The organism is Micromonospora sp. S-DT3-3-22 (assembly GCF_015354745.1).
GTDB lineage: Bacteria > Actinomycetota > Actinomycetes > Mycobacteriales > Micromonosporaceae > Micromonospora > Micromonospora wenchangensis.
In genome coordinates this window covers 13,762-33,902 of record NZ_JACGMO010000032.1, presented here as the reverse complement: position 1 = coordinate 33,902, position 20,141 = coordinate 13,762, and the positions used below count along the sequence as shown (strand labels likewise).

Below are 20,141 nucleotides of genomic sequence, written 5' to 3'. Positions count from 1 at the left end.
TCGACCGGCGCGGGCGACACGACGCCGGGAAACTACGGATTTCGATGTTAACGTTCATCGGAACGCGGCCTGCCCACCGCCGCCTGCGGCACGTCGCCAGCCGGGGCCGTCCGGCCCGACAGGGCATTGGTATGATGTCTGCCGTCGCGGGATCAGCGGCGTCCCGACGGAAAAGCCGCCCCAGATGCGCTCTGGAGTCTCCGTAGGGCATTGACGTTACACAATGGAAACTCTAACGTCTGATGTCTCGACCACGCATACCGGCACCACCCCACCTCCCCACCCAAGGAGGGGTCTCCGTGTCCCGTCCCCCGATCTCCCGACGCTCGCTCCTGGCCGCCCTGGGCCTCACCGGGGCCACCGCCGCCACCGCCGGCCTGATCCGCCCCTCCCCCGCCTCGGCCGCCATCCCCGGCCCCACCAGCTACACCGAGTCGTGGGCCTCGGTCGGCCAGCACCCGGCGGCGGCCGAGTGGTTCCAGGACGCCAAGTTCGGCATCTACTACCACTGGGGCGTCTTCAGCGTTCCCGCGTTCGCCAACGAGTGGTACCCGCGCAACATGTACAACAACGGCTCCGGCGAGAACAACCACCACCGGAGCGTGTACGGCGACCCGTCGGTGTGGCCGTACCACCAGTTCATCACCGGGGCCAACGACCGGTCCGGCCGCTTCGTCCAGTTCGCCCCCCGGCTGCGGTCGGCGGGCGGCAGCTTCGACCCCGACGAGTGGGCGCAGCTGTTCGTCGACGCCGGGGCGCGGTTCGCCGGGCCGGTGGCCGAACACCACGACGGCTTCTCCATGTGGAACAGCCAGGTCAACGAGTGGAACTCCGTCGCCAAGGGACCCCGCCTCGACCTGCTGAAACTGCACACCGACGCGATCCGGGCCCGGGGCCTCAAGGTGCTGGTCGCCATGCACCACGCGTTCAACTTCACCGGCTTCTACCAGTGGGCGCCGCAGCAGTCCGACCCGAGCCTGCGCAAGCTCTACGGCCAACTGGGCACCGCCGCCGAGGAGCAACTCTGGTACGACAAGCTCCGCGAGGTCATCGACCAGGCCCGGCCGGACATCATCTGGCAGGACTTCGACCTGCGGCGGATCAGCGACGCCCAGCGGACGAAGTTCCTGGCGTACTACTACAACCGGGCCGTCGCCTGGGACAGGGAGGTCGTCGCCACCTACAAGGACGGCCTGGAATCCGGCGGCGCGGTCTACGACTACGAGCGCGGCGGACCGGCCGACCTGCGCACCCCCTACTGGCTGACCGACGACAGCATCAGCAGTTCGAGCTGGTGCTACACCACGGGCATCGGCTACTACACGCTCCCCCAGCTGCTGCACTCGCTGATCGACCGGGTCAGCAAGAACGGCAACATGGTGCTCAACATCGCGCCGACGGCCGACGGCACCATCCCGTCCGGGCAGCAGACGATCCTGCGGAGCATCGGCGACTACCTGCGCCGCTTCGGCGAGTCGATCTACGCCACCCGGGCCTGGACCACGTACGGCGAGGGCCCGACCCAGATGGGCGGCGGCTCCTTCACCCAGCCCCGGGCCGGCACCGCCCAGGACATCCGGTTCACCCGCAGCAAGGACAACCGGGTGCTGTACGCGACGGTCCTCGGCTGGCCGGGCAGCTCCGTGACCATCACCACGCTCGCGTCCGGCCGGATCAACCTCGCCTCGCTGACCGGCGTGCAGTTGCTCGACAGCACCGCCGGCAGCTACGTCAACCTGCCCACCCGCACCCAGGACAGCACCGGGCTGCGGGTCACCCTGCCGTCGGCGGGCGCGCCGTTCAGCGCGCCCGCGTACGTGCTGAAACTGACCTTCAGCGGGACGGTCCCGACCCCCGGCGGCGGCCCCGCCACCGCCGGGCCGGTCAGCGTCTACGCCAACACCGGCTACGACACCGGCGTCACCCTGCCGGTCGGCAGCCACACCGCCGCGCAGTTGCAGTCCGCCGGCATCGGGCTGCGCACCATCTCGTCGGTCCGGGTCACCGCCGGTCACCAGCTCGTCGGGTACGCCAACGACGGCTTCTCGGGCACCAGTTGGACGTTCACCGCCGACAACGCCGACCTGCGCAACACCGGCAACAACGACGCCATCGCCTCGCTGCGGGTCACCTTCAACCCGGCGGCGTACCTGCGGATCACCAACGTGACCAACGGCCTGGCGCTGGACGGCGGCGGCAACGTCGCGGCCGGCTCGCCGCTGAAGCAGTGGAGCTGGGACGGCAGCACCAACCTCCAGTGGCAGCTCGTCGACCTGGGCACCGGCTACCACCGGATCGTCAACCGCACCACCGGCATGGTCGTCGACGGCGCCGGCCTCACCAACACCGGGGCCGCCGCCCAGCAGGCGGCCTGGAACGGCGGCACCAGCCAGCAGTGGCAGCTCACCGACCAGGGCAACCGGCGGTACCGGATCGCCAACCGGGCGACCGGCCTGGTGCTCGACGGCGGCGGCCAGGTCGCCTCCGGCGCGACCGTCAAGCAGTGGAGCTGGGACGGCAGCACCAACCTGCTCTGGACCGTCACCACCGCCTGACCCCGCAGTGCGCCACCCGGCGGGTACGGCCGTCACCCCACGGCACGGCCGTACCCGCCGGACCACTCCCGCAGAAACGGAGCGAACACGATGAACCACGGACGTCTGGTGAGCGCGGGGCTGACGGTGCTGCTCGGCGCGACGGTCGCCCTCACCGCCGGCTGCGGTGACCGGGGCGACGGGACCGGCGCGGGCGGCGGCAAGCCGCTCATCGGGGTCGACTACCCCCGCTCGGACACCGACTTCTGGAACTCCTACATCAAGTACGTGCCGCAGTCCGCCGGGGAGTTGGGGGTCGACCTCAAGACCACCAACTCGCAGAACGACATCGCGAACCTCATCTCGAACGCGCAGACCTTCATGAGCCAGGGCGTCAAGGGGGTGGTGATGGCCCCGCAGGACACCGCCGCGATCGCGCCGACCCTGGCCCAGCTGGAGAGCCGCAAGATCCCGGTGGTGACCATCGACACCCGGCCCGACACCGGCAAGGTGTTCATGGTGGTCCGCGCCGACAACCGGGCGTACGGCACCAAGGCCTGCCAGTTCCTGGGCACCAAGCTCGGCGGCCGGGGCAAGGTCGTCATGCTCCAGGGCGGCCTGGACTCGATCAACGGCCGGGACCGCACCGAGGCGTTCAGCGAGTGCATGGGCAAGGAGTTCCCCGGCATCACGGTGTTCGGGGAGGCGACCGACTGGAAGGCCGACGTCGCGGCGTCGAAGTTGCAGACCCGATTCGCGTCCGACCCGGACATCCGGGGCGTCTACATGCAGTCGTCGTTCGCGCTGTCGGGCACCCTGCAGATCCTCAAGCAGCGTGGCCTCCAGGTGCCGCCGACCGACCCGAAGCACGTCTTCGTCGTGTCCAACGACGGCATCCCCGAGGAGCTGAAGAACATCGGCGACGGCCTGATCGACGCCACCGTCAGCCAGCCCGCCGACCTGTACGCCCGCTACGGGCTGGAGTACGCCAAGGCGGCGATCGAGGGCAGGACGTTCCAGCCCGGCCCCACCGACCACGGCAGCACCATCATCCAGGTACGCGACGGCCTGCTGGAGGACCAGCTCCCAGCACCCCTGGTGACCCTGGACGGCGCGCCGATCGCCGGGCAGCCCACGGTGAAGTACGACGACCCCTCGCTGTGGGGCCGGCAGGCATGAGCACCGCCCCGCACCACCCCGGTGGCCCGCCGGACGACCCGGACCGGCCGGTCGTCGAGGCGGTCGACGTCACCAAACGCTTCGGCTCCACGCTCGCCCTGTCCGGAGCGGGGATCATGGTCCGGCGCGGCGAGGCGCACGCCCTGGTGGGCCGCAACGGCGCCGGCAAGTCGACGCTGGTCGGCATCCTGACCGGGTTGCAGGCCGCCGACGACGGGGCGGTCGCCTTCGACGGCCGTCCGGCGCCGCCGCTGGCCGACCGGGACGCCTGGCGGCAGCGGGTGGCCTGCGTCTACCAGAAGTCGACGATCATCCCTGCCCTCACCGTGGCGGAGAACCTGTTCCTCAACCGGCACGCCCGCTCCCGCGCCGGCCTGATCCGCTGGTCGAGCCTGCGGCGGGAGGCGGAGCACCTGCTGGCGCAGTGGTCGGTCGACGTCGACGTCCGGCAACCGGCCGCGACGCTCTCGGTCGAGCAGCGGCAGTTCGTGGAGATCGCCCGGGCGTTGTCCTTCGGCGCCCGGTTCATCGTCCTCGACGAACCGACCGCCCAGCTCGACGCCGCCGGCATCGACCGGCTGTTCACCCGGGTCCGGGACCTGCGGGCGCAGGGGGTGACGTTCCTGTTCATCAGCCACCACCTCCAGGAGATCTACGACCTGTGCGACCGGGTGACGGTCTTCCGCGACGCCCGGCACATCCTCACCGCCCCGGTCGCCGGGTTGAGCCGGCAGGCACTGGTCGCCGCGATGACCGGCGAGGACGTGAGCATGCCGGAGGCCGACCACCGGCCACCGGCGTCCGACGCGCCGGTGCTGCTGTCGGTGCGGGACCTGGTCACCGCGTCCGGGGCCCGGCTGTCGGTGCGGGCCCGGGCGGGCGAGGTGGTCGGCATCGCCGGTGGTGGCGGCAGCGGCAAGGTAGAGGCCGCCGAGGCGGTCGTCGGTCTCGCCCGGCCGGTGGCCGGGTCGGTCACCCTCGCCGGTCGGGTGCTGCGGCCGGGCAGCGTGCCCGACGCCCTCGCCGCCGGGGTGGGGCTGGTGCCGCAGGACCGGCACCGGGAGGGCCTGGTGCCGGCGCTGTCGATCGCGGAGAACGTCACGATGACCGTGCCGGAGCGGGTCGGGCGTCACGGTCTGATCTCCCCGGCCCGCCGGGACGCCCTGGCCCGGAAGACGATCGCCGCGCTGGCGATCAAGGCGTCCGGGCCGCAGACGCCGGTGGCCGACCTGTCCGGGGGCAACCAGCAGAAGGTCGTGATGGGTCGGGCGTTGGCCAACGATCCCCGGCTGCTGGTACTGATCACGCCCACCGCCGGGGTCGACGTACGGTCCAAGCAGACCCTGCTCGGCGTCGTCGAGGACGTACGCCGCCGGGGCGCCGCCGTGCTGGTGGTCTCCGACGAACTGGACGACCTGCGCATCTGCGACCGGGTGCTGGTGATGTTCCAGGGCCGGGTGGTCGCCGAGATGGCCCACGGCTGGAGCGACAACGATCTGGTAGCCGCCATGGAAGGGGTGGACCTCCACCATGTCTGACACGCTGTCCACCGGCACGGTGCCGGCGTCGGCACCCCCGCCGACCCGCCCGTCGTCGCGGCACCTGGCCGTCGCCCGGCTGCGGGACCTGGCGCTGGTGCCGGCCATCGTCGCGGTGGCGATCGTCGGGTGGATCATCAGCCCGGTCTTCCTCAGCACCGACAACATCCTCAACGTGCTGCAGAGCATGTCGGAGATCGCCATCCTGGTGCTGGCCCAGACCATCGTGCTGATCACCGGCAAGATGGACCTGTCGCTGGAGTCCACCTTCGGGCTCGCCCCGGGCATCGCCGCCTGGCTGGTCGTCGACCCGGAGCTGACCCGGGGGCTGGGGCTCGGCCTGCTCCCGGACGCCTGGGCGGTGCCGGTGGTGCTGCTCGTCGGGGCGCTGGTCGGGGCGTTCAACGGGCTGCTCATCGTCCGGTTCGGCCTCAACGGCTTCATCGTGACGCTGGGCATGCTGATCATCCTGCGCGGCCTGCTCACCGGCATCTCCGGCGGGCAGACGTTCTTCGCGCTGCCCGGGTCGATGACGTACCTCGGCTCGACGAGCTGGTTCGGGGTGCCGGCCTCGATCTGGGTGTCGCTGCTGCTGTTCGCCGCCGGGATCGTGGTGCTCGGCCACACCCGCGCCGGCCGCGCCCTGTACGCCATCGGCGGCAACGCCGACGCGGCCCGCGCCGCCGGCATCCGCACCGACCGGGTGCTGTGGGTCGCGCTGGTCGTGGCCAGTGTGCTCGCCGCCCTGGCCGGGCTGCTGATCAGCGGCCGGCTGGCGGCGGTGCCGGCGGCCCAGGGCGACGGCGCGATCTTCCAGGTGTTCGCGGCGGCGGTGATCGGCGGGGTCAGCCTCAACGGCGGCCGGGGCAGCGTCTTCGGCGCGTTCACCGGCGTCCTGCTGCTCTTCATGATCATCAACGTGTTGACCCTGGCCGGGGTGCCCGCGCAGTGGACGAACTTCCTCAACGGCGCGGTCATCCTCGTCGCCCTGGTGGTCTCCCGCATCACCGGCGGCAAGGCGCAGACCTGAACCGGCCCCCCGGCCGGACCCCGCGCGACCCGCCCACGAGGCGGGCCGCCGACGCCCCCGATCCCCTCAACCAGGAGTTCCGTTGACTGAGCGCATCACCTCGGTGGACACGATCGACGTCCGCTTCCCCACCTCCGTGCACCGCGACGGGTCGGACGCGATGAACCCGTTCCCCGACTACTCGGCCGCGTACGTCGTCCTGCGGACCTCGGCGGACGCCGAGGGACACGGGCTGGTCTTCACCGTGGGACGCGGCACCGAGATCCAGGTCGCCGCCGTGCGGTCGCTGGCCGCGATGGTCGTCGGCCAGCCCGTCGACGAGCTGACCGCCGACCCCGGGGCGCTGGCCCGGCGACTCGTCGGCGACAGCCAGATCCGCTGGCTCGGCCCGGCCAAGGGGGTCGTGCACATGGCCGCCGGTGGCCTGGTCAACGCGGTGTGGGACCTCGCCGCCCGGCGGGCCGGCAAGCCACTGTGGAAGCTGCTGGCCGACCTCACCCCGGAACAGCTCGTCGCCCAGGTCGACTTCCGCTACCTGCGCGACGCCCTCACCGAGGACGAGGCGCTGGCCCTGTTGCGGCGGGCCGCCGACGGCCGGGCCGAGCGGGAACAGCGGCTGCGTGCCGAGGGCTACCCGGCTTACACCACCACGCCGGGATGGTTGGGCTACGACGACGAGAAGCTGGCCCGGCTCTGCGCGGAGGCGGTCCGCGACGGCTACCGGCTGATCAAACTCAAGGTCGGCGGCGACCTGGCCGACGACGTACGCCGGATGGGCATCGCCCGGCAGGCCGTCGGGCCGCAGGTGCGCCTCGCGGTCGACGCGAACCAGATCTGGGGTGTGCCCGAGGCGATCGGGTGGATGCGGGAGCTGGCCGCGTTCGACCCGTACTGGATCGAGGAGCCGACGTCGCCCGACGACGTCCTCGGGCACGCCGCCGTCCGCAAGGCGCTCAGCCCGATCCGGGTCGCCACCGGCGAGCACGTGCACAACGCGGTGGTGTTCAAGCAGCTGCTCCAGGCCGACGCCGTCGACGTGGTGCAGATCGACGCCTGCCGGGTCGCCGGGGTCAACGAGAACCTGGCGATCCTGCTGCTCGCCGCGCGGTTCGGGGTGCCGGTCTGCCCGCACGCCGGCGGGGTGGGGCTGTGCGAACTGGTGCAGCACCTGGCGATGTTCGACTTCGTCGCGGTCAGCGGCAGCACCGAGGACCGGGCCATCGAGTACGTCGACCACCTGCACGACCACTTCGTCGACCCGGTCCGGGTCACCGGCGGGCGGTACCTGGCCCCCACCACCCCGGGCATGAGCGGGCAGATCCGGCCCGAGTCCCTGGCCGCGTACCGGTTCCCGGACGGCCCGCAGTGGGCCGACGCCGCAGCGACCCCGGGCCCGGTGACGGCGTGATCATCGACGCGCACCACCACCTGTGGCGGCCCGAACGCGGGTACACCTGGCTGGACGCGCCCGAGCTGGCGGCCATCCGGCGGCCGTTCACCCCGGCGGACCTGACCGCCGAACTCGCCGCCGCCGGGGTCACCGGCACCGTGCTCGTCGAGGGCGGGCGCTGCCGTCCCGACGAGGCGGCCGAGTTCCTCGGCTACGCCGCCGACACCGCGCCGATCCTGGCGGTGGTGGCCTGGCTCGACGTCGCCGCCGCCGACGTGGCCGCCACCGTGGCCCGCTACCGCCGGCTGCGCGGCGGCGGGTACCTGGCCGGGGTGCGCTCCCAGGTGCAGGGCGAGGCGGACCCGGACTACCTGGACCGGCCGGACGTGCGTCGCGGGCTCGCCGCGCTCGCCGACGCCGGGCTCGCGTTCGACCTGGTCATCCGCGCCGACCAGCTACCGGCTGCCGCGCGGGCGGCCCGCGCGGTGCCGCAGTTGCGGTTCGTCCTGGACCACCTGGGCAAACCCCGCATCGACGCGGGCGACGCGGGCCTGCGCAGCTGGCGCGGCCCGCTGGCCGCCCTCGCCGCCAACCCCAACGTCACCGCGAAGCTGTCCGGCCTGGTCACCGAGGCCGCCCCGACATGGACGCCGGACGACCTGCGGCCGTTCGTCGCGGTGGCCGTCGCCGAGTTCGGCGCACAGCGGCTGATGTTCGGCTCGGACTGGCCGGTCTGCCTGCTCCGGTCGGACTACGCCGGGGTGCTGCGGGCGTTGACGGCCGCGCTGCCGCCGCTGTCGGACCGGGAACACCGGGAGATCCTCGCCGGCACCGCCGTCCGCACCTACGGCCTGGCGGAGCGGGCCGGCGCGGCCCACCCGGCGGGGCCGGCGTGACGCCGGCCGGGTCAGGCGGCCCCCGCCTTGGCGGCCAGCACCGTGCGCAGCCACGCCTCGGAGGTGTTGACGTGCATCAACGCGCTCGCCTGGGCGAGCAGTTGGTCCCGCGAGCGCAGCGCGCGGTAGATCGCGTGGTGCTCGTCGATGGTGGTGTGCGCCGAGTTGCCCTCGATCAGCCCGCGCCACACCCGGGCCCGCAGGGTACGGCTGGACAACCCGTCCAGCAGCGAGGTGAGGGTCTCGTTGCCGGTGGTGGCGACGACGGTGTGGTGGAACGCCGTGTCGAACCGGATCAGCTTCTCGGCGTCGTCGGCCGCCGCCCGCATCTCCTCCAGGATGCCGCCGAGGTCGTCGAGCTGGGCCTCGGTCATCCGCAGCGCCGCCAGCCCGGTGGCCATCGGTTCCAGCAGCCGGCGCACCTCCATGACCTCCAGCAGGGTGTCGTCGCGCAGCAGTTCCACCGCGACCCCCAGCCCCTCCAGCAGCAGCCGGGGGGCGAGGCTGGTGACGTACGTGCCGTCGCCGCGGCGTACGTCGAGCACCCGGGCCGATTCGAGGACCTTCACCGCCTCCCGGACCCCGCTGCGCGACAGGCCCATCTGCTCGGCGAGCTGCGGCTCGGGGGGCAGCCGGGCACCCGGCGGCAGCTCGCCGCTCTGGACCATGCTCCGGATCTTGGCGATCGCGTCGTCGGTCAGTGCCATCACGTCCCCCTCCGGCCGGCCCGTCGCGCGTCGTCCCGACCGCTGCGGCTGGGGCGGCCGACGGCGACCCCCACCAATATAGAGACATCCGATGTTTTCGCTGACGGCGGTCGTCGCGCCGCCGCCCACCGCCGTTGGCCGGCGGCCACCACCCGCACCGGAAAGGCGTGACGTGCACCGCTACGGCTGGCTGATCCGGCTCCGACCGGAGCACCGCGAAACCTATCTCCGCCTGCACGCCGCCGTCTGGCCGGACGTCGAACGGACGCTGCGCGCGGCGAACATCCGCAACTACAGCATCTTCCTGCACGGCGACCTGCTCTTCGGCTACTACGAGTACGTCGGCGAGGACCACGACGCCGACCAGCGGCGCATCGCCGCCGACCCCCGGACGCAGGAGTGGTGGACGGTGACCGACCCGTGCCAGGAGTCGGTCGCCGAAGCCGGCTCGGGGCACTGGTGGGCGCCGATGCGGGAGGTCTGGCACCTGTCCGAGGAGGAGTCGTGAACCACAGCGCGCACTACGTCGGCGACCACACCTTCGTCGTCGAGCGGACCGCCGTCGTACCGCCCGGCCCCGGCCAGGTGCGCATCGACGTCGCGTACACCGGGATCTGCGGCACCGACCTGCACGTGGCGCACGGCGCGATGGACCAGCGGGTCCGGGTGCCGGCGGTGATCGGCCACGAGATGTCCGGACGCATCGCCGAGGTCGGCCCCGGGGTGCAGGGGCACCGGGTGGGCGACCCGGTGACCGTGATGCCGCTGGACTGGTGCGGCGACTGCCCCGCCTGCCGGGCCGGCAACAGCCACATCTGCCACCGGCTCACCTTCATCGGCATCGACTCCCCCGGCGCGATGCAGCGCTCGTGGACGGTGCCCGCGCGGATCGTGGTGCCGCTGCCCGCGGACCTGCCGCTGACCCACGCCGCGCTGATCGAGCCGACCGCCGTCGCCGTGCACGACGTACGCCGGTCCCGGCTGACCGCCGGGGAACACGCGGTGGTCGTCGGCGCCGGGCCGGTCGGCCTGCTCATCGGGACGGTCGCCCGGGCCACCGGGGCCGAGGTGACGGTGCTCGAACTCGACCCGCGCCGCCGGGCCCTCGCCACCGAACTCGGGCTACGCACCGTCGACCCGGCGACGGTGGACGTCGCCCGGCACGTGCACGAGACGACCGGCGGGGCCGGGGCGGCCGTGGCGTTCGAGGTGTCCGGGTCCGCCGCCGGGGTCCGCACCGCGACCGACCTGCTCGCCGCACGCGGCCGGCTGGTCGTCGTGGCGATCCACCCCACCCCCCGGGAGGTGGACCTGCACCGCGTCTTCTGGCGGGAACTGGAGCTGATCGGGGTGCGGGTGTACGAACGGGAGGACTACACCGAGGCCGTCCGGCTGGTGCACGGCGGACAGGTGCCCGCCGGGCGGCTGATCACCCGGGTCGTGCCGTTGCCCGAGGTGGCCGAGGCGTTCCGGGCGCTCGCCGCCGGCGGCGAGGTGAAGATCCTCGTCGACTGCGGCGCCACCGGGTGAGCCCCGGGCGGCCGGCCCCGGCCGGTCCGCCGTCGACCGGACCGGGGTCGACTTTGGTCCGGACCGGGGTCGACTTTGGCCGGGGCGGGATCGACCTTGGCCGGGGCGGGGACCGACCCGTAGGCGATGCGCCGCCGGGGGCCGCCCTGGGAGATTGACGCCATGCCGACCACCAGGGCCGAACCCGGACGACTCCGGCGGGCCAGCACCAGCCCGGCGCTGCTCGTCCTGCTCGTCGCCCCGTTCTTCGGTGAGGGCCTGTCGGGGTCCAGCCCACCGGGGGACCTGCTGCTGCCCTGGCACCTCGCCTACATGGTCGCCCTGTACGGCTGCGGGGCGCTGGTCTGCCGCGAACTCGCCCACCGGTCCGGCCTGGGGTTCACCGGCCTGGTCCTGCTCGGCGTCGGCTACGCCGTGTGGGAGGAGGCGCTCGTCGACCGGTACTGGTTCGACCCCCGGTTCTGGGCGGACTCCGGCGTCGGCGGCTACAGCGTCGTGTGGCACACCAACCTGCTGCTCGCGGCCCACCTCACGGTGTTCCACACGGCGGTCAGCGTCGGCGCGTCCGTCCTCGTCGTCGAGTGGTTCGTTCCCCGGGCGCGGCACCGTCGGTGGGTCGGCCGGCCGGGGCTCGTCGTCGCGGGTCTGGTGCTCGCGGTGACCCCGGTGGTCTACGGCGAGTTCGACCGGCGTCCGCCGGCCGGCGTCCTCGTGGCCTCCGGGGCGCTGCTCGCCGCAGTCGTGGCGACCGCCTTCCTGGTGGGCCGCCGCCGACCGCCGGACGCCGCCCGACCCGCCGGGGACCCGACCCGACCGCGGCGGGGGCTGGTGCTGCTCGTGGCCGGCTGCGCGTGCGCGCACTGGTTCCTGACCTACACGGTCGCGCAGACCGCCGTGCCCTGGCCCGTCGGGGTGGCGCTGGCGCTGCTGCCCGTCGCCGCCGGACTGTTCCTGGTCCGGCGGCTCGCGGTGACCGGCCCGTACGGTGCCGACGGGGTCCGGGTGGTGGTCGGCCTGCTCGTGTTCCTCATGCTCCTCGACCTACTGGTCGCCCTGGTCGGCCGCTACGACATGGTCCTCGCAGCGCTCGTCGCCGGCTGGCTCGCCCGCCGGCTGTACACCCGGCGGGCGTCGTACGGGACCGTGCCGGCCGGACCGACCGTGTGATGATCAGCGGGTGCGGGTGGTGCTGGCGACCGACGCGGGACACCCCGGGCGGGCCAACGAGGATTTCGTCGGGGCGGTGCCGGCCGGCCTGGTGCTGGTCGACGGCGCGGGCGGCATCCCGGGGGCCGGGGAGTTCTGCCGGCACGGCGTGGCCTGGTACGCCCGCCGGCTCGGCGGCGCGCTGCTGGGCGGGCTGTCGACGGGCGGGAGCCTGCGGGAGGTGCTGGCCGGAGCGATCACGCAGGTCACCGACGCGCACCGGGGCAGCTGCGACGTCACCCACCCGAGCAGCCCGCACGCGGCCGTGGCGGTGCTGCGGTGCTCCGGCGGGCTGGTCGAGCACCTGGTCCTCGGGGACGCGGTGGCGGTCGTCGGCCGGGTGGCCGGCGGGCCGCTCGTCGCCCACGACCCGCGCGAGGTGGTGATCGCCCGGTCCTTCGAGCGGCGGCTGGTGGGCGTCGCCGAGGGCAGCGGGGAGCACCGGCGGTTGCTGGCCGAACTGCGGGGGCACCGGAACGCCCCGGGCGGGTTCTGGGTGGCCAAGGACGACCCACGGGTGGTCGACGAGGCGGTCACCGGCGACTGCCCGGCGGGTGAGGTGACGGCGGCGGCGCTGCTGAGCAACGGGGCGAGCCGGCTCGTGGACACCTTCGGCCTCACCGACTGGGCGGGCCTGCTGCGCCTGCTGGACACCGCCGGACCCGCCGGGATCATCCGGCGGGTCCGGGAGGCCGAGGCCCGGCACGGGGTCGCCACCGACGACGCGACGGTGGCCGGGTGGCGCGCGACGGGACCGTCCGCCGACGGCTGACCCGCGGCGCGGAAGACCCACCCGGGCCGGGCGGACCTCCGGGGAGGCCGCCCGGCCCGGTCAGTCCGCCGCCGCGGCGTCGGCTGATCGGTGGTTCAGTTGCGGACGATGGTGAAGGTGCTTGTCGTGTTGCGGACGTCCTGGTGGTTGTCGCTCAGCCGCAGGTTGGTGAACGTCGCCGAGCCGACCGCCGGGCCCTGCCCCGCCTCGGGCATCTCGTTGACCCAGATGCCGAAGCCGGACTTCGCGTCGAACGCGTCACCACTGCGCCGCGCCCCGGAGATCGACACGTCGGTGAGCACCGTGTCGGTGATCGGGTTCTCCGGCTGGCCGCCGGTGTACTTGGTCTGGAACATGATCCCCGAGTACGTCGGGTCGACGATGTCGACGGCGCTGACCCGGATGCCCCGGAACTCCTTGGACGCGGAGAACAACCACATCGCGGGGAACGTCTGTGCGCCCCAGAAGTGCCCGCCGGAGCGGATCAGCGAGATGTTCTCGAACCGGGTGGGTGGACTGGCGCCGAACCCGACGAACGGGTAGCCGAAGTCCAGCGAGCTGATGGTGATGCCCGAGTAGGTCAGCTGGTCGGCGAGGTAGAGGTTGCGGAAGGTGTTGTCGTAGCCGCCGTACACGGCGATGCCGGCGGCCCGCCAGGTCAACGTGGCGGTCAGGTTCTCGAACACGTTGCCGTGGTTGCCGCCGGAGCCGCCGGAGTCGGTGGCGGAGAACAGCGCGAACGCGTCGTCGCCGTTGGACCGGCCCTCCGTGTTGGTGACCAGCGCGTTGGTGCTGCCGTTGGTCATGTTCACCCCGTCGGCGAAGGTGTTACGGAAGCGGCTGTCCCGGATGGTCAGCCCGTCCACGCTGACCCCCCAGTACGCGCAGACGGTGTGCTCGACCCAGACGCTGTCCAGCGTCAGGTTGTCCACGTCCTTCAGCTCGCCCCACACCTTGCCCGGACCGTCGATCCGGTTGGTGTAGTTGCCGAAGAACGCCAGGTGGGCGAAGGTCGACCCGCTGGCCGAGGACTCGACCCGGAAACCGGCGTCGGTGTTCTGCTGGTTCGTCGGCGTCTGGAAGCGGGTGTACCACATGCCCGCGCCGACCACCTTCACCGGTTTGCCGTACACCTGGAACTTCTGGGCGGTCTCGTAGCTGCCGGCGGGCAGGTAGACGCCGACCAGGGTGCCGGTGGTGTCCATCCGGACCGCGTCCAGCGCGTTCTGCACGTCGGCGTGGCTGAACCCGGTCGGCGCCTTGTAGCGGGTCGGGTCCGGGTTGGCGCGGGGTGACACCAGCTCGGTGTCGACGAAGTCGATCGCGTAGGTGGTGGCGTTCGCCGGGTCCTTCTGCAGCCGGATCCGGCTGCCCGCCGCGACGGTGGAGTTGAGCAGCACGTTCGCCTCGTCGTAGAGGTGCCGGGGTGCGCCCGCGCTCGGCGAGTCGCTGGGGGCGGCCTCGGCACCGTAGAGCCAGATGTGCTTCGAGGTGAGGCTGATCGGCTTGTGCAGCACCCCGTTGACGTAGACGTTGAGCGTCGCGTCGATTCCGCCGCCGCCCGGCGCGTCCGGGATGGAGAAGCGGGTGACCAGCGCGTTCGCGGCCGACTTGGTGGTCCACTCGACGTACGCGCCGGTGGTGTTGAGGGTGACCGCCCGCCGGCCGGACGCCTCGCCGGCCAGGTCGCCGATGGTCCGGTTCGGGCCGATCACCTGCGCGCCGCCGCCGACCGAGCCGTCCTCGGCCTCGTACGCGTCGTAGCCCAGGTTCGCGCCGCGACCGACGAACAGCGGCCGGTCGCTCGAATTGTTCTGCCGCTTCACCGGCAGCTCGTTGGCATCGTCGGCGAGTACCACCCGCACCGTGTAGCGGCCGTTGGCGGCGGTCCAGGTGCCGAGCGACACCGGGCCGGCGGTGGCCCCGGCGGCGATCGTGCCGGAGTACGCGCCGGTCAGCGTGCGGACCACGGAACCGGAGTCGTTGAGCACGGTGAGCGTGATGCCGTGCGCGCCGCTCGCCGAGGCGATCGTGCCCTGGTTGCGCAGCGTCACCGCGAAGGTGACCGTGGCGCCGGCGGCCGGCGTGCCGGGTGACCAGGTCACCGCCGAGGCCACCAGGTCGGAGCTGGCCACCGGGCTGACCGTCAACGCGGTCGGGTTGGTGTAGGAGTTGTTCGCCTCGTTCTGCTCGATCACGGTGTTCGACTCGTCGACCTTCGCGGTGAGCTGGTAGCTGCCGGCGTTACGCGCGCCGATGCTCGCCGAGACGGTGCTCGACGCGCCGGCCGCGAGCGCGCCGACGGCGGCGGTGCCGACCTTCGTCGTACCCAGGTAGAGGTTGACGTCGGTGGCGGCGGACGCCGCGCTGCCGGCGTTACGCACGGTGGCGGACAGCGTGATCGCGTCGGTTTCGACGGGCGCGGTGGGCCCGGCGGTCAGGGCGGTGACGGTGAGGTCCGGGTTGGCCGCCGGCACGCCGATGACCTGGAACTCCGCGACCTGGCCGTTGGACGAGCCGGAGTTCGCGGTGAACTGCAACCGGACGTCCGCGGCGGTCGCCGAGACGGGGACGGTCACGGTGTTGCCGGTGTTCGGGTTGAACGGGTACGTCGCGGAGCCGACCAGGCTGGTGAACCCGGACGCGGACTGCTCCCGCCCGAGCACCTGGAACGTCTGGGTACGCGCGCCCCACGCCGGGTCCGGGTTGAGCTTCACCACGACCGCGCTGATGCCGGCGTTCGCGCCCAGCGCCACGGTGAGCGTGCCCGGGTACGCGCCCGGCGCGCCCTCCCAGTAGGTGGTGACGTCGTTGTCGACCGCGTTGGCCGCGTTGAACACGTGCACCACCGACGACGCGGTGGCCGGCTTGCCGACCGCCAGGTTGGTGCCGCCGCCGGTGCTGCCGGTCCGGGTCACCGTGTTGCTGTTGGCGGACACGTTGCCGGCGGCGTCGCGGGCCCGCACCCGGTAGGAGACGGTGGCGCTGTCCGGCTGGCTGTCGGTGTAGGTCAGTGTGGAGCCGCCGACGGTGGTGCGCAGCGACCCGTTGGCCCACACCTCGTAGCCGGTGACGCCGACGTTGTCGGTGGACGCGGTCCAGGTCAACCGGATCTGCCCGCTCGCCGGCTGGGTCCAGGCGAGGTTGCCGGGCGCGGTCGGCGCGGTGGTGTCACCCGTGCTGCCGGTGCGGGTCACCGTGTTGCTGTTCGCGGACACGTTGCCGGCGGCGTCGCGGGCCCGGACGTAGTACGACACGGTGGACCCGGCCGGCTGGGTGTCGGTGTAGGTCAGCGTGGTGCCGCCGACGCTGGTGCGCAGCACGCCGCCCGCGTAGATGTCGTAGCCGGTGACGCCGACGTTGTCGGTGGACGCGGTCCAGGTCAGCCGGACCTGGTCGGTGGCCGGCTCGGTGAACGCCAGGCTGCCGGGGGCGCTGGGCGCCTGGGTGTCGCCGGTCGCCGCGCCGTAGACCTCCAGTTCGGCGAGCTGCCCGGCGGGCCAGGCGCTGTTCGCGGTGAACAGCAGCCGCAGGTAGCGGGTGGACGCGGTGGGCACGGTGACGGTGACCGTGTTGCCGCCGGCCGGGTCGAACGCGTACGACGCGGACGCGACGAGCGTGCCGAACGTGGACCCGTTGGTGCTGCCCTGCACGGTCAGCGTCTGGTTGCGCGCGCCCCAGCCGGTGGGCAGCCGCAGCACCAGCCGGTTGACGCTGGTGGCGGCGCCCAGGTCGGCCTGGATCCACTGCGGGAACGCGGTGTTCGGGCTCTCCCAGTAGGTGCCCGCGTTGCCGTCGTTGGCGTTGCCGGCCCCGTACACGTCGGAGTGGCCGCTCTCGGTCATCGTCGCGCCGAGCGCCAGGTTGGTCGAGGAGCTGGCGGTGCCGTAGACCTCCAGCTCGGCGAGCTGGGCGGCGGTCCAGCCGGTGTTGGCGGTGACGACGACGCGCAGGTAGCGGGCGTTGGTGGCGCTGAAGCCGAGGGTCACCGCGTTACCGGCGGCCGGGCTGAACGAGCGGGCGGCGGACGCGACGACCGTGGTGAAGCCGCTGCCGTCGGCGCTGGCCTGCACGGACAGCGTCTGGGTGCGGGCCTCCCAGGCGGCGGGGAGCCTGAGCACCACCTGGTCGACGGCGCGGCTGGTGCCGAGGTCGACCTGGGCCCACTGGGGCAGCGCGCCGCTGCTCTCCCAGTAGCTGCCCGGGTTGCCGTCGGTGAGGTTGGCGGTGACGTAGGGGCCGTTGACGCTGCTGGCGGTGGCGGTGCGGCCGGCGGCGAGGTTCGGGCCGCCGGCGGCCAGGGCCGGTGGGGCGGGGGCCGCGGTGACGGCCAGGCCGACCGCGGCGAGCACCGCGACGATTCTGGTACGGAATCTGGACATGGTGGACGGACACCTTCTTCCCGGGGGAGGTGGAGAGGCGTTGACGGGGTGGGGGTGTGGTGCGCGGCGGGGACCCGGGCGGGTCCCCGCCGCGCCGGGTCAGGAGGCGTAGACCTCGAACTCGGAGAGCTGACCGGCGGGCCAGCCGGTGTTGCCGGTGAACGTCAGCCGAACGAAGCGGCGGTCACCGGAGGGCAGCGCGATCGACACGCTGTTGCCGGACGCCGGGTCGAACGGGTAGCCGGCCGCCGCCTTGAGGGTGGTGAACGACGAGCCGTCGGTGGAGCCGAGCACGGCCACCGTCTGGGTACGGGTCTGCCACGCCGCCGACGCCGGCAGCCTGAGCACCACCCGGCCGACCGTGCGGGCGCTGCCCAGGTCGACGGTCACCGACTGGGGGAAGGCGTTGTTGGTGCTCTCCCAGTAGGTGGCCGGGTTGCCGTCGACGGTGTTGCCGACGCCGTAGACGTCGGCGTGGCTGGTCTCGGCGACCGGGCGGCCGGCGGCCAGGTTGCCGGTCGGTGGCGCGGTGGTCGGGGGCGGGGTCGACGGCGGGGTGGTGGTGGGCGGCGGGGTGGTGGTGCCACCGCCGTACACCTCCAGCTCGGCGAGCTGGGCGGCCGGCCAGCCGGTGTTGCCGGTGACGGTGACCCGGACGTACCGGCGGGTGCCCGACGGCAGCGCGATCGACACGCTGTTGCCGGCCGCCGGGTCGAACACGCGACCCGCCGACGCGGCGAGCGTGCCGTAGGAGGAGCCGTCGGTGGAGCCGAGCACGGACAGCGTCTGCGTGCGGCGTTCCCAGCCGGCGGGGAGCTTGAGCACCACCCGGTCGACGGTGCGCGACGCGCCGAGGTCGACGGTCAGCGACTGCGGGAAGGCGTTGTTGGCGCTCTCCCAGTAGCTGCCCGGGTTGCCGTCGACCGCGTTGCCGGCCGCGTACACCTGGTTGACGCTGGTGGCGGTCGCCGGCCGGCCCAGGGCCAGGTTCCCGCCGGCCGGCGGGGTGGTCGGGGGCGGGGTGGTCGGCGGGGCCGTGGTCGGGGGTGCGGTGGTCGGCGGGACGCTGGTCGGCGGCGGGCTGGACGGGCCGTTGCCCCACTGCGGCTGCGGCCACGGCCCGCAGTACGGGGTGGGCGTGTACCAGCCGGAGTTGCCGGTGCCCTGGGTGATCTGGAAGCCGCTGCCGACGCAGTTGTGCATCGGGTTGGTCTGGGCGATGTTGGTGGCCCGGACGCCTGTGAAGCTGACCTGGCTGGGGGCCTGCACCTGGAGCGCGTACGTGCCCGCGCCGTCGATCCGGACGTTGCTGAACGCGATGCCGCTGGTCTGCCCCTCGATCCAGTGCAGCGCCGCGTAGGAGCTGTCCAGGATGTCGGTGTCGGTGACGTTGATGGCCGCGCCCTGGATCGGCTCGTTGAGCGCGGAGAACCAGATCGCGCCCACCCCGAAGTTCCAGTTGTAGTCGGAGTTGCCGTTGCGGATCAGCGTGTTACGGGCGACCGTGATGGTGCCGGCCACCGCAGTGGACCCGGTGACTCCGGGATAGCGGTTCGCGACGTGGATGCCGCCACCGTTGGTGACCGAGTCGGCGGTCACGTTGTCGGCGATGGTGATGTCGCGTCCGCCGTAGGTGACCAGATGGTTGGCCAGGATCGTCACGCCGATGGTGTTGCGGGTGAAGGAGTTGCCGACGTTCGGCACGCTCTGCGCCCACATGGCCAGCGCGTCGTCACCGGTGTTGCGGACGAACGTGTTGGTCACCGTGGAGTTGGTGACGCCCCAGTGGAAGTTCACCCCGTCGGCGGTCTGATCGAGGATGCGGCTGTTGCGGATGGTGAAGTTGTCCATCGGGCCGTCCATCCACGCGCCGACCTTGGTGTGCTGCAACCACAGGTTGTCCACCACCGAGTTCGTCATCGCGCCGCCGATGGCGTTGACCTGGTCCTCGTCGACCCGCTCCCGGATGTCACCGATGATGGCGAAGTCCCGCAGCGTGACGTTGCGGCTGGGTCCGCCGGCCTCGTGCGCGCGGATCTCCCCGGAGTAGCCGCCGCCGGGCACGTACTTTCCGTAGATGCCGGCGGCGCGCTTACGGTCGGTGGGGTGCCGGCCGCCGAGCACCGAGTACCACGGCCCGGCCCCGCGCAGCGTGACGCCGTCGACCACCACGTGGTCCCAGAGCGTGAACGTGCCGGCCGGAATCCACACCGCTTTCCCCTGCGCCCTGCCGGCGTCCGCCGCGGCCTGGAACTTAGCCGTCGAGTCGGTGCCGCCGGTCGGGTCCGCGCCGAAGTCGGTCACCACGTCCAGCACGCCTGAGGGCTTGGCGATCGGCGACCCGACCAGCTCGAAGTCGGCCAGGTCGAGGGTGAACGTGGGCGACTGGGCGGTCGAGGAGACCTGGAGGCGGATCTTCGTGCCGGCCGGGTACGTGGTGCCGAACATCGTCCGGGTCTCGTCGTAGAAGTGGTGCGGGTTGGTGTCGCCCGGGTTGTTGTTGAACGGGTAGCCGCCGTAGTACCAGCCGTACCGGGAGGTGACCGGGACGGCCTTGACCAGGGTGCCGTTGGCGCGCAGGTCGATGCTGGCGTCCCGACCGGTGCCGGCGGCGTTGTCGGGCAGGCTGTAGCGGAAGGTGACCGCGTTCGCCGGGGCGGTGAGGGTGAACTCGACGTACTCGCCGACCGCGTCGAGGGTGACCGCCTCCCGGCCGGACGCCTCGGACGGCAGCGTGCCGTAGCGCCGGTCGGGGCCGATCCTGGTGCCGGTGTGGACGGCCTGTTCCGCCTCCTGCTCCCGGAACGGCACGGTCGCGCCCCGGCCGGCGATGTCGAACGGGGACAGGCCGGCGGCGTGCGCCGGGGTGGCGGTGGAGGTCAACGCCACGACGGTCAGTGTCGAGGCGGCGAGTACGGCGGCGGCCAGGGCCGCGAGCCCGGTCGGGCGTCGGTGGTGCGGGTGCTCGGCCATGCGG

At 72.8% G+C, this 20,141-nt stretch carries 13 protein-coding genes; 10 read left to right on the top strand and 3 right to left on the bottom strand.

Annotation, left to right across the window (positions count from 1 at the left end):
- Window positions 1-299 precede the first annotated feature (299 nt).
- The 6 genes from H1A17_RS12210 (at window position 300) to H1A17_RS12185 (ending at window position 8,567) form a co-directional block, all read left to right on the top strand.
- A complete protein-coding gene (locus H1A17_RS12210) occupies window positions 300-2,555 on the top strand; it encodes an alpha-L-fucosidase (RefSeq protein WP_205789440.1) in 2,256 nt (751 codons plus the stop codon).
- 90 nt (window positions 2,556-2,645) lie between these two features.
- A complete protein-coding gene (locus H1A17_RS12205) occupies window positions 2,646-3,713 on the top strand; it encodes a sugar ABC transporter substrate-binding protein (protein ID WP_145919314.1) in 1,068 nt (355 codons plus the stop codon).
- Complete coding sequence (locus tag H1A17_RS12200; RefSeq protein ID WP_145919313.1) at window positions 3,710-5,251, top strand: sugar ABC transporter ATP-binding protein; 1,542 nt, start codon at window positions 3,710-3,712, stop codon at window positions 5,249-5,251. The genes H1A17_RS12205 and H1A17_RS12200 overlap by 4 nt, the downstream gene beginning before the upstream one ends.
- Window positions 5,244-6,281: an ABC transporter permease gene (locus H1A17_RS12195; RefSeq protein WP_145919312.1), complete on the top strand. Its 1,038-nt coding sequence runs from the start codon at window positions 5,244-5,246 to the stop codon at window positions 6,279-6,281. Before H1A17_RS12200 ends, H1A17_RS12195 begins: the two co-directional genes overlap by 8 nt.
- An 82-nt stretch (window positions 6,282-6,363) precedes the next feature.
- Complete coding sequence (locus H1A17_RS12190; protein WP_145919311.1) at window positions 6,364-7,689, top strand: enolase C-terminal domain-like protein; 1,326 nt, start codon at window positions 6,364-6,366, stop codon at window positions 7,687-7,689.
- Window positions 7,686-8,567, top strand: a complete 882-nt coding sequence (locus tag H1A17_RS12185) for an amidohydrolase (RefSeq protein ID WP_145919310.1) — start codon at window positions 7,686-7,688, stop codon at window positions 8,565-8,567. Before H1A17_RS12190 ends, H1A17_RS12185 begins: the two co-directional genes overlap by 4 nt.
- Window positions 8,568-8,578: 11 nt before the next feature.
- Here H1A17_RS12185 and H1A17_RS12180 read toward each other — a convergent pair whose 3' ends face one another.
- Complete coding sequence (locus H1A17_RS12180) at window positions 8,579-9,274, bottom strand: FadR/GntR family transcriptional regulator (RefSeq protein WP_145919309.1); 696 nt, start codon at window positions 9,272-9,274, stop codon at window positions 8,579-8,581.
- A gap of 91 nt (window positions 9,275-9,365) precedes the next feature.
- Between H1A17_RS12180 and H1A17_RS12175 the strand changes: the two genes are divergently transcribed.
- From H1A17_RS12175 to H1A17_RS12160, 4 genes are all read left to right on the top strand, one after another.
- Window positions 9,366-9,782, top strand: coding sequence for an L-rhamnose mutarotase (locus H1A17_RS12175; protein ID WP_194821906.1), 417 nt, complete (start codon window positions 9,366-9,368; stop codon window positions 9,780-9,782).
- On the top strand, window positions 9,779-10,804 hold the full coding sequence (locus H1A17_RS12170; protein ID WP_145919307.1) for a zinc-binding dehydrogenase: 1,026 nt from the start codon (window positions 9,779-9,781) through the stop codon (window positions 10,802-10,804). Before H1A17_RS12175 ends, H1A17_RS12170 begins: the two co-directional genes overlap by 4 nt.
- 162 nt (window positions 10,805-10,966) lie before the next feature.
- Window positions 10,967-11,971 (top strand): hypothetical protein, encoded by a 1,005-nt coding sequence (locus tag H1A17_RS12165; RefSeq protein ID WP_228543395.1) that lies wholly within the window; start codon window positions 10,967-10,969, stop codon window positions 11,969-11,971.
- A gap of 10 nt (window positions 11,972-11,981) precedes the next feature.
- Window positions 11,982-12,782 (top strand): hypothetical protein, encoded by an 801-nt coding sequence (locus tag H1A17_RS12160; RefSeq protein WP_309236762.1) that lies wholly within the window; start codon window positions 11,982-11,984, stop codon window positions 12,780-12,782.
- 95 nt (window positions 12,783-12,877) lie between these two features.
- Here H1A17_RS12160 and H1A17_RS12155 read toward each other — a convergent pair whose 3' ends face one another.
- Window positions 12,878-17,164: a discoidin domain-containing protein gene (locus tag H1A17_RS12155; RefSeq protein ID WP_194821904.1), complete on the bottom strand. Its 4,287-nt coding sequence runs from the start codon at window positions 17,162-17,164 to the stop codon at window positions 12,878-12,880.
- A 99-nt stretch (window positions 17,165-17,263) separates the two neighbouring features.
- Window positions 17,264-20,137 (bottom strand): discoidin domain-containing protein, encoded by a 2,874-nt coding sequence (locus tag H1A17_RS12150; protein ID WP_194821903.1) that lies wholly within the window; start codon window positions 20,135-20,137, stop codon window positions 17,264-17,266.
- Window positions 20,138-20,141: the final 4 nt, after the last annotated feature.

Bases quoted from the DNA above. Each gene is read 5' to 3' on its own strand.
- H1A17_RS12180 (WP_145919309.1), bottom strand. From the start codon at position 9,274: ATGGCACTGACCGACGACGCGATCGCCAAGATCCGGAGCATGGTCCAG.
- H1A17_RS12195 (WP_145919312.1), top strand. From the start codon at position 5,244: ATGTCTGACACGCTGTCCACCGGCACGGTGCCGGCGTCGGCACCCCCG.
- H1A17_RS12155 (WP_194821904.1), bottom strand. From the start codon at position 17,164: ATGTCCAGATTCCGTACCAGAATCGTCGCGGTGCTCGCCGCGGTCGGC.
- H1A17_RS12165 (WP_228543395.1), top strand. From the start codon at position 10,967: ATGCCGACCACCAGGGCCGAACCCGGACGACTCCGGCGGGCCAGCACC.
- H1A17_RS12200 (WP_145919313.1), top strand. From the start codon at position 3,710: ATGAGCACCGCCCCGCACCACCCCGGTGGCCCGCCGGACGACCCGGAC.
- H1A17_RS12175 (WP_194821906.1), top strand. From the start codon at position 9,366: ATGTTTTCGCTGACGGCGGTCGTCGCGCCGCCGCCCACCGCCGTTGGC.
- H1A17_RS12205 (WP_145919314.1), top strand. From the start codon at position 2,646: ATGAACCACGGACGTCTGGTGAGCGCGGGGCTGACGGTGCTGCTCGGC.
- H1A17_RS12150 (WP_194821903.1), bottom strand. From the start codon at position 20,137: ATGGCCGAGCACCCGCACCACCGACGCCCGACCGGGCTCGCGGCCCTG.